The organism is Microbacterium hydrocarbonoxydans, assembly GCF_900105205.1.
GTDB classification, from domain to species: domain Bacteria; phylum Actinomycetota; class Actinomycetes; order Actinomycetales; family Microbacteriaceae; genus Microbacterium; species Microbacterium hydrocarbonoxydans.
Genome location: NZ_FNSQ01000002.1, coordinates 1 through 10,326 on the forward strand (window position 1 = coordinate 1; position 10,326 = coordinate 10,326).

Below are 10,326 nucleotides of genomic sequence, written 5' to 3' on the forward strand. Positions count from 1 at the left end.
CGATGCAGGCGCAGCTCGCCGCGCTGAAAGACACCACCACGCAGACTGTCGCTGGTTACCAGTCGGGTGTGGCCGCGCGCGAGGCCGAAGAGCGCGCCCGTCGCGAACGCGAAGCCGCGGAAGCGGCAGCCAACGGTGGCGGCAACGGCGGCGGCGGAGGCTCTGCCGGTAGCGGCGGTTGGGTCCGGCCCACGGGGGCGCCGAAGTTCAAGCTACGGCCCGCGGACCCCGATCTGCGGTTCGCAGGGCTGCTCCTCGAGCTACCACTACGGCGCGGACATGGCCAATGGCTGCGGAGCGGCGATCTACGCCGCCAACTCCGGAACAGTGGACTACGCCGGCGCGAACGGCAACTACGGCAATTACGTCCGCATCCAACACGGCGGGGGCGTCAGCACCGGGTACGCGCACATCAAACCCAGTGGCATCCTCGTTGGCAGGGGGCAATGGGTCAATTCGGGCCAGGTCATCGCTTACGCGGGTGACACTGGACGCTCCTTCGGTTGCCATCTGCATTTCGAGGTCTACATCAATGGTGGTTACACCAACCCCGTCCGATTCATGGAAGACCGCGGCGTCTATATCTAAGGCTCCGACATGGGAGCACGAAGTGGCGCCACCCACAATGACCAGTTGGGTAGAGAGGGCTGCTCCAGTCGTCACTCGCGACATCCTTGCTAGGGATCTCAGAGAGGGAGAATGACGCTACCCATCACCGCCGTCAGCCGCGACATGATGTCGGTCCACAGCCCTGTCACCATCAGGATTCCGAGGACGATCAGCAGTATGCCTCCGCATACGTTCACCACCCGGATGTGACGACGGAGGAACTCGACCGTCTTCGCCGCCCAACCGAACCGAATGCGACCAACAGGAACGGGATGCCGAGGCCGAGCGAATACGCGAGGCCGAGGAAGCCGGCACGGACAGGGTCGCCAGCATTGAACGAAAGCGCGATGATCGCGGCAAGCGTCGGACCCATGCACGGTGCCCAGCCGATACCAAGTGCCACTCCAAGTAGCGGCGCCCCTGCGATTCCGGCCCGGGAGCCGACGTGGAAGCGGACCTCCCGCTGGGCGAAATTGAACAACCCGAGAAAGACGAGCCCCATCAGGATGATGACGACTCCGAGGATGCGTGTGACCAGGTCGCCCCAGCGTAGGAAGAACACGCCGGCCGTGCCGCCCAGCGCGGTGATGAGAACGAAGACGACGCTGAAGCCGAGGATGAACAGCGGTACGCCGACTACGAGCTGACGGCGCTGGGGCGCGACTGCGTTCGTCGCGCGACCCTTCGAGTCCGGCGCGACCACCCCGCCAAGGAAGCCGAGGTAGCCGGGGACCAGCGGGAGCACGCAGGGCGACAAGAACGACACGAGGCCAGCGAGCATCGCGACGGGGACTGCGAGCCAGAGCGCACCGGACCCGATGATGGTGTCGGCGTTCACGGTGTCTCCGCCAGAGCGTCCTTGACGAGCGTCGAGAGGATCGAGGTGCCGTCGATGGGTCCGATGATGCGGGCGGCGACACGGCCCTGCCTGTCGAGCACGAGAGTCGTCGGTGTCGCCTGGATCGGCACGACCTCGGAGAAAGCGAGTTTCGCCTCGGCCGTGTTCACGTCGATCAGGCTCGGGTAGGTGATGCCGAACTCGTGAGAGAAAGCCTGGGCAGTGTCGGCCTGGTCGCGGGTATTGATGCCGATGAAAGCTACATCCTCGCCGCCGTATTCTTGCCAGACGCTTTCGAGATCCTTCGCCTCGATGCGGCACGGCGCGCACCCGGCGTACCAGAAGTTCACCACCGTGACCTTGCCGGCGTTGTCTGCGCTGTCGAAATCATCACCAGTTTCAGTGATGCCGCTGAAGTCGACCGGTTCGCTCCGCTCGTCGATCGGGATCTCGACGATCGCGCCGCCAGCGGCCACATACCCGGTGTTCTCACCCTTGAGGAAGGAATCGCTGACCGGATCCGGCGCACACCCGCTCAGACCGATGGCGAACACCGCGCGAGCATGGCTCCGATCGCACCACGAATGGTGCGAAAGCGAGGATTTCGAGGCACATCTCGCACTCTACGCAGATCCCCTATGCGTCCGCCGAACCGGGCCACCGTCCTGCGGGCCTCTTACCGCTTCCGACGTCCGCCAGGGCAAGTCGCCGCGTCGGCAACTTCGGTCTGCTGACACACAGAGCACCTCCGGGAGGATGACGTGTCAGCTGAAGGCCAACTGCGTCATTCCAACGCAATTCCGACGACGACCGCCTGCACACCGTCTCAGCGTTGCAGATTGCTCGGCGGTGGCATCAGTGTTCTCGTTCGGTCGTTGCCGGACATCAGATCGAACTCTAATCCGAGCCATACCGGTGTGTCGGGAGCCAGGCAAAGCCGACCCGGCGGATCCTGGGCGCAGGCGACAACGATGTGCCTACTCAGGTACTCCGCCTTCCTTGGAGTGGTGATGAAGCCAGCTGAGATTGCACGGTTGATCGCACGGCGACGATTCTCGAAGGGCTCGGAGCTGCACTGGGTGCCGCGCGATCATCGTTCCGCATCCGGCTACGCGGATAGCGTCTCGTTCGCACCGGTCAACCGAAGTCTCGGCCGTTTGGATTGGTCGGTCATCGACCCGATGAAGGTTCGAGTATCGAAGGGCGCAAGCCACTTTTTCACGGGGTCTGAGTACTTCTGGAGTCGCACCCGTAGCCACGTATGGTGTGAGTCTCAGTTCGAGCGCGACGAGTTGATGTGGCTCGATTTCGGCGGCAAGTAGCAAAGGTGTGGTCGCAGCCATTTGGCGTGGTGTTCGGCGTTCGCTCGCCGATGGCGGGTCACTGGCACGTGCCGGATTTCCTATTGCAGATGTCGGACGACTCCTACGCCGTTCGAGACGTGAGGCCAAAGGAACGCATCGACAAGTCTGCGCAACTGCAGTTCGATGAAACCGCGGTTGTGTCGGCAACGCTCGGCTGGCACTATCAGGTACTTTCCGGCCACAGCATCCATGCGACCCGCGTGGTCGAATGGTTGTCGGCGTCGCGTCATGACCGTTGCAGGCCGCCTGCTGACGTCGAGGACAGGATCCTCGACGCGGCAACTGACAGCAAGACTCGCCGGGAGTTGTGCGAGCTGGCATCACCAGATTGCCCACCTCTTGCCTGCGCATGGGTTGACAAACCTCGCCTGGCGCAGACTTCTCGCGCTCGATCTGTCTGCGGTCTTCAATAGCAACGCGCTACTGACTACCGCACGTCGGGAGAGAACGGATGCGATCAGTGTCTGACGAGAGCAAGCTGAAACTCGGGGACTCTTTCGACATTGACGGCGAGATCTGGGTCTGGGCCCACATCATCCCCGGCCTAGAGGTGAAGCTCCGGTCCGAGAACGCACCCGATCGACACCTCATCATGTCCGTAGACGAGTTCCTGCGCCATGCCGGCACGGCTCAACGCGAGCGCGCGGTATCGCTTCGTCCGGACGGGGACGCGTGGCCGACCAACGTGTGCGATATGGAGGCCCATCTCCTTGAGGCGTTCACCGGGAGACCAATGGATCCGTTGGCTTCCACTCTCGGGCGCAGTATGACCCTGCGCTGACGACTCAGAACGCACGCGTTGACGCGAAGCTGCTGGAGTTGAAAGGCACGTCACTGGGGCGAGCGCGCAGTACCTTTCACCTCCTATGGAAGACCTACCAGCAAGACGGTGCAGCGGGGCTGAATGCCCGCATGCACCGGAAGGGCGAGCAGCGACTCGCCATCAGCCGGGCAGATCCGCGGCTGGTGACGATCATCGATCGATTCCTCGATCGCCAGACGGACAAGGCCACGAGTAGCAAAAAGCGTTGCGCTGTCTTGGTGAGGCGAGCGCTCGAGACAACCTACCCGGGCGACCCCATTTGTGAGATCAAGGCTCGCACCCTCCAGGGCTACATCAACGAGCGGGCTGCAGGCCGTTACAGCTTCGACAAAGCGACCACCCGGAGAAACACCGACAACAGCCCAAAGCGTCAGTACCACTCCGGAGCTGCCTATCAACTTGGAGAGCGATGCGAGATCGATTCAACGGACCTCGACGTTCTCGTTTGGGATGAGACCAGTGAGTTCCGTCCGAAACTCACCGTGCTTCTCGACGTCGCCAGCCGAGTGCCGCTCGCTTGGGCGATCCACGCGGATAGCCCTGGCGGATTCGATCATGCGCTCCTGCTCGCCCGAGCCATCATCGGGCGCAAAGCCGTGCCTGGTTCGGGCGCTGCCACTCTCTCGGGGTCAGCCGCCTTGCCTTCCGCGCTGATGAAGCAGGTGAACCCCTACCTCAGCGACGAGTCTCTGGCTCTCCCATGGATCTTTCCGCGATCAATCACCATCGACGGCGGAGCTGATTTTCGGTCCCGCACGTTCAGAGATGCCTGCCGTGCGTACGGAATCCACAGGGAGCTCGCGCCCTCCGGAACGCCGACGGTGAAGCCACATGTTGAACGCAACTTCGGCACCCTCTCATCAGATTTCGCCGCATGGTTGGCCGGTTTCGTGGGGAACTCCGTGGCGCATCGAGGCGCCCGCGACAACCCCACGCTCACCTTGGACTCGCTCCGGCTCATCCTGGACAGTTGGATATCCAACATCTACCTGAACAAACCGCACCAGGGCCTGAAGTCGACGAGCTCCCCGGACGGATCTTCACCCCGAATCAGATGTACACCGAACTCTTCAGCGTCGGGCCTGGCGTCCCAGTGCCTTTCGGAGTCGAGGAGTACCTCGCCCTGTTGCCGACCGAACGTCGCATGATCGGTCGTGCAGGGATCGATCTCCACAATCGCCGCTACGACTCGCCCGACCTGGAGGACCTCCGCAGTCGCTCCCTCACGGGCGCTGAACCGGGATCCGCGAGAGCGAGGAAGTTCCCGTGAGCTTCGACCCCTACAACGCGAATGCCGTCTGGGTACGTCACCCGGAAACCGGCTTGTGGATCGAGTGTTGGGACGTCGCTCTGCGAGAGAAGACGGCACCGATGGTCGCCGAGATCGACATGAAACTCCTTACCCGATACCCCGACGCCGCTATCGACGATCCCGATCGCCGCCGGGAGTGGATCGATCATGTCGAAAGCCGCGAGCGAGGAGACAAGCGCAAGCGCACCCAACACAAGCGAGAGCAACAGCGCCTCAAGGTCGAAGCTCAACGCGAGTCAGGCCCCTCGACAACGACACCGAATAAACGAATGAGAAAGTATGGTCCTTCATGGACAAGCTGCTTGAGCGAGATGTATGTCGGGGACGTCCAATCGATGGTGCTGATGTCGACGGGTTTGGCCCATTGCCGTAATGGGATCGGTGTCGTTGTCGAGGGGCCTGACTCGCGTTGAGCTTCGACCTTGAGGCGCTGTTGCTCTCGCTTGTGTTGGGTGCGCTTGCGCTTGTCTCCTCGCTCGCGGCTTTCGACATGATCGATCCACTCCCGGCGGCGATCGGGATCGTCGATAGCGGCGTCGGGGTATCGGGTAAGGAGTTTCATGTCGATCTCGGCGACCATCGGTGCCGTCTTCTCTCGCAGAGCGACGTCCCAACACTCGATCCACAAGCCGGTTTCCGGGTGACGTACCCAGACGGCATTCGCGTTGTAGGGGTCGAAGCTCACCGGGAACTTCCTCGCTCTCGCGGATCCCGGTTCAGCGCCCGTGAGGGAGCGACTGCGGAGGTCCTCCAGGTCGGGCGAGTCGTAGCGGCGATTGTGGAGATCGATCCCTGCACGACCGATCATGCGACGTTCGGTCGGCAACAGGGCGAGGTACTCCTCGACTCCGAAAGGCACTGGGACGCCAGGCCCGACGCTGAAGAGTTCGGTGTACATCTGATTCGGGTGAAGATCCGTCCGGGGGAGCTCGTCGACTTCAGGCCCTGGTGCGGTTTGTTCAGGTAGATGTTGGATATCCAACTGTCCAGGATGAGCCGGAGCGAGTCCAAGGTGAGCGTGGGGTTGTCGCGGGCGCCTCGATGCGCCACGGAGTTCCCCACGAAACCGGCCAACCATGCGGCGAAATCTGATGAGAGGGTGCCGAAGTTGCGTTCAACATGTGGCTTCACCGTCGGCGTTCCGGAGGGCGCGAGCTCCCTGTGGATTCCGTACGCACGGCAGGCATCTCTGAACGTGCGGGACCGAAAATCAGCTCCGCCGTCGATGGTGATTGATCGCGGAAAGATCCATGGGAGAGCCAGAGACTCGTCGCTGAGGTAGGGGTTCACCTGCTTCATCAGCGCGGAAGGCAAGGCGGCTGACCCCGAGAGAGTGGCAGCGCCCGAACCAGGCACGGCTTTGCGCCCGATGATGGCTCGGGCGAGCAGGAGCGCATGATCGAATCCGCCAGGGCTATCCGCGTGGATCGCCCAAGCGAGCGGCACTCGGCTGGCGACGTCGAGAAGCACGGTGAGTTTCGGACGGAACTCACTGGTCTCATCCCAAACGAGAACGTCGAGGTCCGTTGAATCGATCTCGCATCGCTCTCCAAGTTGATAGGCAGCTCCGGAGTGGTACTGACGCTTTGGGCTGTTGTCGGTGTTTCTCCGGGTGGTCGCTTTGTCGAAGCTGTAACGGCCTGCAGCCCGCTCGTTGATGTAGCCCTGGAGGGTGCGAGCCTTGATCTCACAAATGGGGTCGCCCGGGTAGGTTGTCTCGAGCGCTCGCCTCACCAAGACAGCGCAACGCTTTTTGCTACTCGTGGCCTTGTCCGTCTGGCGATCGAGGAATCGATCGATGATCGTCACCAGCCGCGGATCTGCCCGGCTGATGGCGAGTCGCTGCTCGCCCTTCCGGTGCATGCGGGCATTCAGCCCCGCTGCACCGTCTTGCTGGTAGGTCTTCCATAGGAGGTGAAAGGTACTGCGCGCTCGCCCCAGTGACGTGCCTTTCAACTCCAGCAGCTTCGCGTCAACGCGTGCGTTCTGAGTCGTCAGCGCAGGGTCATACTGCGCCCGAGGAGTGGAAGCCAACGGATCCATTGGTCTCCCGGTGAACGCCTCAAGGAGATGGGCCTCCATATCGCACACGTTGGTCGGCCACGCGTCCCGTCCGGACGAAGCGATACCGCGCGCTCGCGTTGAGCCGTGCCGGCATGGCGCAGGAACTCGTCTACGGACATGATGAGGTGTCGATCGGGTGCGTTCTCGGACCGGAGCTTCACCTCTAGGCCGGGGATGATGTGGGCCCAGACCCAGATCTCGCCGTCAATGTCGAAAGAGTCCCCGAGTTTCAGCTTGCTCTCGTCAGACACTGATCGCATCCGTTCTCTCCCGACGTGCGGTAGTCAGTAGCGCGTTGCTATTGAAGACCGCAGACAGATCGAGCGCGAGAAGTCTGCGCCAGGCGAGGTTGTCAACCCATGCGCAGGCAAGAGGTGGGCAATCTGGTGATGCCAGCTCGCACAACTCCCGGCGAGTCTTGCTGTCAGTTGCCGCGTCGAGGATCCTGTCCTCGACGTCAGCAGGCGGCCTGCAACGGTCATGACGCGACGCCGACAACCATTCGACCACGCGGGTCGCATGGATGCTGTGGCCGGAAAGTACCTGATAGTGCCAGCCGAGCGTTGCCGACACAACCGCGGTTTCATCGAACTGCAGTTGCGCAGACTTGTCGATGCGTTCCTTTGGCCTCACGTCTCGAACGGCGTAGGAGTCGTCCGACATCTGCAATAGGAAATCCGGCACGTGCCAGTGACCCGCCATCGGCGAGCGAACGCCGAACACCACGCAAATGGCTGCGACCACACCTTTGCTACTTGCCCGCCGAAATCGAGCCACATCAACTCGTCGCGCTCGAACTGAGACTCACACCATACGTGGCTACGGGTGCGACTCCAGAAGTACTCAGACCCCGTGAAAAAGTGGCTTGCGCCCTTCGATACTCGAACCTTCATCGGGTCGATGACCGACCAATCCAAACGGCCGAGACTTCGGTTGACCGGTGCGAACGAGACGCTATCCGCGTAGCCGGATGCGGAACGATGATCGCGCGGCACCCAGTGCAGCTCCGAGCCCTTCGAGAATCGTCGCCGTGCGATCAACCGTGCAATCTCAGCTGGCTTCATCACCACTCCAAGGAAGGCGGAGTACCTGAGTAGGCACATCGTTGTCGCCTGCGCCCAGGATCCGCCGGGTCGGCTTTGCCTGGCTCCCGACACACCGGTATGGCTCGGATTAGAGTTCGATCTGATGTCCGGCAACGACCGAACGAGAACACTGATGCCACCGCCGAGCAATCTGCAACGCTGAGACGGTGTGCAGGCGGTCGTCGTCGGAATTGCGTTGGAATGACGCAGTTGGCCTTCAGCTGACACGTCATCCTCCCGGAGGTGCTCTGTGTGTCAGCAGACCGAAGTTGCCGACGCGGCGACTTGCCCTGGCGGACGTCGGAAGCGGTAAGAGGCCCGCAGGACGGTGGCCCGGTTCGGCGGACGCATAGGGGATCTGCGTAGAGTGCGAGATGTGCCTCGAAATCCTCGCTTTCGCACCATTCGTGGTGCGATCGGAGCCATGCTCGCCGCGGTGTTCGCCATCGGTCTGAGCGGGTGTGCGCCGGATCCGGTCAGCGATTCCTTCCTCAAGGGTGAGAACACCGGGTATGTGGCCGCTGGCGGCGCGATCGTCGAGATCCCGATCGACGAGCGGAGCGAACCGGTCGACTTCAGCGGCATCACTGAAACTGGTGATGATTTCGACAGCGCAGACAACGCCGGCAAGGTCACGGTGGTGAACTTCTGGTACGCCGGGTGCGCGCCGTGCCGCATCGAGGCGAAGGATCTCGAAAGCGTCTGGCAAGAATACGGCGGCGAGGATGTAGCTTTCATCGGCATCAATACCCGCGACCAGGCCGACACTGCCCAGGCTTTCTCTCACGAGTTCGGCATCACCTACCCGAGCCTGATCGACGTGAACACGGCCGAGGCGAAACTCGCTTTCTCCGAGGTCGTGCCGATCCAGGCGACACCGACGACTCTCGTGCTCGACAGGCAGGGCCGTGTCGCCGCCCGCATCATCGGACCCATCGACGGCACCTCGATCCTCTCGACGCTCGTCAAGGACGCTCTGGCGGAGACACCGTGAACGCCGACACCATCATCGGGTCCGGTGCGCTCTGGCTCGCAGTCCCCGTCGCGATGCTCGCTGGCCTCGTGTCGTTCTTGTCGCCCTGCGTGCTCCCGTGGTCCCCGGCTACCTCGGCTTCCTTGGCGGGGTGGTCGCGCCGGACTCGAAGGTCGCGCGACGAACGCAGTCGCGCCCCAGCGCCGTCAGCTCGTAGTCGGCGTACCGCTGTTCATCCTCGGCTTCAGCGTCGTCTTCGTTCTCATCACCGCGCTGGGCGGCACGGCCGGCGTTCTTCCTACGCTGGGGCGACCTGGTCACACGCATCCTCGGAGTCGTCATCATCCTGATGGGCTCGTCTTTCTCGGGTTGTTCAATTTCGCCCAGCGGGAGGTCCGCTTCCACGTCGGCTCCCGGGCCGGAATCGCAGGGGCGCCGCTACTTGGAGTGGCACTTGGTATCGGCTGGGCACCGTGCATGGGTCCGACGCTTGCCGCGATCATCGCGCTTTCGTTCAATGCTGGCGACCCTGTCCGTGCCGGCTTCCTCGGCCTCGCGTATTCGCTCGGCCTCGGCATCCCGTTCCTGTTGGTCGCATTCGGTTCGGTTGGGCGGCGAAGACGGTCGAGTTCCTCCGTCGTCACATCCGGTGGTGAACGTATGCGGAGGCATACTGCTGATCGTCCTCGGAATCCTGATGGTGACAGGGCTGTGGACCGACATCATGTCGCGGCTGACGGCGGTGATGGGTAGCGTCATTCTCCCTCTCTGAGATCCCTAGCAAGGATGTCGCGAGTGACGACTGGAGCAGCCCTCTCTACCCAACTGGTCATTGTGGTGGGCGCCACTTCGTGCTCCCATGTCGGAGCCTTAGATATAGACGCCGCGGTCTTCCATGAATCGGACGGGGTTGGTGTAACCACCATTGATGTAGACCTCGAAATGCAGATGGCAACCGAAGGAGCGTCCAGTGTCACCCGCGTAAGCGATGACCTGGCCCGAATTGACCCATTGCCCCTGCCAACGAGGATGCCACTGGGTTTGATGTGCGCGTACCCGGTGCTGACGCCCCCGCCGTGTTGGATGCGGACGTAATTGCCGTAGTTGCCGTTCGCGCCGGCGTAGTCCACTGTTCCGGAGTTGGCGGCGTAGATCGCCGCTCCGCAGCCATTGGCCATGTCCGCGCCGTAGTGGTAGCTCGAGGAGCAGCCCTGCGAACCGCAGATCGGGGTCCGCGGGCCGTAGCTTGAACTTCGGC

The 10,326-nt window shown here is 62.6% G+C and carries 13 protein-coding genes and 4 pseudogenes; 8 read left to right on the plus strand and 9 right to left on the minus strand.

The window, feature by feature from the left end:
• The first annotated feature begins 279 nt into the window (after positions 1-279).
• Entirely contained in the window at positions 280-588 is a 309-nt protein-coding gene (locus tag BLW44_RS18085; RefSeq protein ID WP_254775090.1) for a M23 family metallopeptidase, read from the plus strand.
• A 98-nt stretch (positions 589-686) separates the two neighbouring features.
• On the opposite strand, the pseudogene BLW44_RS00080 reads toward BLW44_RS18085, so the two are convergent.
• Both BLW44_RS00080 and BLW44_RS00085 read right to left on the minus strand, forming a co-directional pair.
• Positions 687-1,447, minus strand: a pseudogene (locus BLW44_RS00080) (cytochrome c biogenesis CcdA family protein).
• On the minus strand, positions 1,444-2,001 hold the full coding sequence (locus BLW44_RS00085; RefSeq protein WP_074731463.1) for a TlpA family protein disulfide reductase: 558 nt from the start codon (positions 1,999-2,001) through the stop codon (positions 1,444-1,446). The pseudogene BLW44_RS00080 and the gene BLW44_RS00085 overlap by 4 nt, the downstream one beginning before the upstream one ends.
• 456 nt (positions 2,002-2,457) lie before the next feature.
• On the opposite strand from BLW44_RS00085, the gene BLW44_RS17615 reads away from it, so the two are divergent.
• From BLW44_RS17615 to BLW44_RS18595, 5 genes are all read left to right on the plus strand, one after another.
• Positions 2,458-2,769, plus strand: coding sequence for a hypothetical protein (locus BLW44_RS17615; RefSeq protein WP_139305195.1), 312 nt, complete (start codon positions 2,458-2,460; stop codon positions 2,767-2,769).
• Between the two features lie 26 nt (positions 2,770-2,795).
• The gene (locus tag BLW44_RS17620) at positions 2,796-3,224 is read left to right on the plus strand and encodes a hypothetical protein (RefSeq protein ID WP_139305196.1); all 429 of its coding nucleotides are present in this window, start codon (positions 2,796-2,798) and stop codon (positions 3,222-3,224) included.
• 47 nt (positions 3,225-3,271) lie between these two features.
• The gene (locus BLW44_RS00090; protein WP_074731464.1) at positions 3,272-3,592 is read left to right on the plus strand and encodes a hypothetical protein; all 321 of its coding nucleotides are present in this window, start codon (positions 3,272-3,274) and stop codon (positions 3,590-3,592) included.
• Between the two features lie 185 nt (positions 3,593-3,777).
• Positions 3,778-4,782 carry a hypothetical protein gene (locus BLW44_RS17625; RefSeq protein ID WP_175473384.1) on the plus strand — a complete coding sequence of 335 codons (1,005 nt, stop codon included), beginning with the start codon at positions 3,778-3,780 and terminating at the stop codon, positions 4,780-4,782.
• Positions 4,689-4,904, plus strand: coding sequence for a Mu transposase C-terminal domain-containing protein (locus tag BLW44_RS18595; RefSeq protein ID WP_083389553.1), 216 nt, complete (start codon positions 4,689-4,691; stop codon positions 4,902-4,904). Before BLW44_RS17625 ends, BLW44_RS18595 begins: the two co-directional genes overlap by 94 nt.
• On the opposite strand, the gene BLW44_RS18090 is transcribed toward BLW44_RS18595, so the two are convergent.
• The 5 genes and pseudogenes from BLW44_RS18090 to BLW44_RS17645 all read right to left on the minus strand — a co-directional run bounded on the left by BLW44_RS18090 (position 4,817) and on the right by BLW44_RS17645 (position 7,754).
• Positions 4,817-5,176: a hypothetical protein gene (locus BLW44_RS18090; protein WP_074731468.1), complete on the minus strand. Its 360-nt coding sequence runs from the start codon at positions 5,174-5,176 to the stop codon at positions 4,817-4,819. The genes BLW44_RS18595 and BLW44_RS18090 overlap by 88 nt on opposite strands.
• The gene (locus BLW44_RS00105; RefSeq protein WP_254775091.1) at positions 5,173-5,631 is read right to left on the minus strand and encodes a hypothetical protein; all 459 of its coding nucleotides are present in this window, start codon (positions 5,629-5,631) and stop codon (positions 5,173-5,175) included. Before BLW44_RS00105 ends, BLW44_RS18090 begins: the two co-directional genes overlap by 4 nt.
• Before the next feature lie 6 nt (positions 5,632-5,637).
• Positions 5,638-5,844, minus strand: a pseudogene (locus tag BLW44_RS18600) (Mu transposase C-terminal domain-containing protein); the annotation flags it as partial.
• The gene (locus BLW44_RS17640) at positions 5,751-7,028 is read right to left on the minus strand and encodes a DDE-type integrase/transposase/recombinase (protein WP_074731472.1); all 1,278 of its coding nucleotides are present in this window, start codon (positions 7,026-7,028) and stop codon (positions 5,751-5,753) included. The gene BLW44_RS17640 and the pseudogene BLW44_RS18600, both read right to left, overlap by 94 nt.
• A 225-nt stretch (positions 7,029-7,253) precedes the next feature.
• The gene (locus BLW44_RS17645) at positions 7,254-7,754 is read right to left on the minus strand and encodes a hypothetical protein (protein ID WP_139305197.1); all 501 of its coding nucleotides are present in this window, start codon (positions 7,752-7,754) and stop codon (positions 7,254-7,256) included.
• Positions 7,755-8,519: 765 nt separating this feature from the next.
• On the opposite strand from BLW44_RS17645, the gene BLW44_RS00115 reads away from it, so the two are divergent.
• Together BLW44_RS00115 and BLW44_RS00120 are read left to right on the plus strand one after the other, a co-directional pair.
• Positions 8,520-9,089, plus strand: a complete 570-nt coding sequence (locus tag BLW44_RS00115) for a TlpA family protein disulfide reductase (protein WP_053098497.1) — start codon at positions 8,520-8,522, stop codon at positions 9,087-9,089.
• Positions 9,086-9,840 (plus strand): annotated as a pseudogene (locus BLW44_RS00120) (cytochrome c biogenesis CcdA family protein). The gene BLW44_RS00115 and the pseudogene BLW44_RS00120 overlap by 4 nt, the downstream one beginning before the upstream one ends.
• A 98-nt stretch (positions 9,841-9,938) precedes the next feature.
• On the opposite strand, the gene BLW44_RS18465 reads toward BLW44_RS00120, so the two are convergent.
• Positions 9,939-10,058 (minus strand): M23 family metallopeptidase, encoded by a 120-nt coding sequence (locus BLW44_RS18465; RefSeq protein ID WP_338061368.1) that lies wholly within the window; start codon positions 10,056-10,058, stop codon positions 9,939-9,941.
• Positions 10,059-10,165: 107 nt separating this feature from the next.
• A pseudogene (locus tag BLW44_RS18470) lies at positions 10,166-10,246 on the minus strand (hypothetical protein); the annotation flags it as partial.
• Positions 10,247-10,326: the final 80 nt, after the last annotated feature.

Bases quoted from the DNA above. Each gene is read 5' to 3' on its own strand.
- BLW44_RS18085 (WP_254775090.1), top strand. From the start codon at position 280: ATGGCCAATGGCTGCGGAGCGGCGATCTACGCCGCCAACTCCGGAACA.
- BLW44_RS17615 (WP_139305195.1), top strand. From the start codon at position 2,458: ATGAAGCCAGCTGAGATTGCACGGTTGATCGCACGGCGACGATTCTCG.
- BLW44_RS18595 (WP_083389553.1), top strand. From the start codon at position 4,689: ATGTACACCGAACTCTTCAGCGTCGGGCCTGGCGTCCCAGTGCCTTTC.
- BLW44_RS17640 (WP_074731472.1), bottom strand. From the start codon at position 7,028: ATGGAGGCCCATCTCCTTGAGGCGTTCACCGGGAGACCAATGGATCCG.
- BLW44_RS00115 (WP_053098497.1), top strand. From the start codon at position 8,520: ATGCTCGCCGCGGTGTTCGCCATCGGTCTGAGCGGGTGTGCGCCGGAT.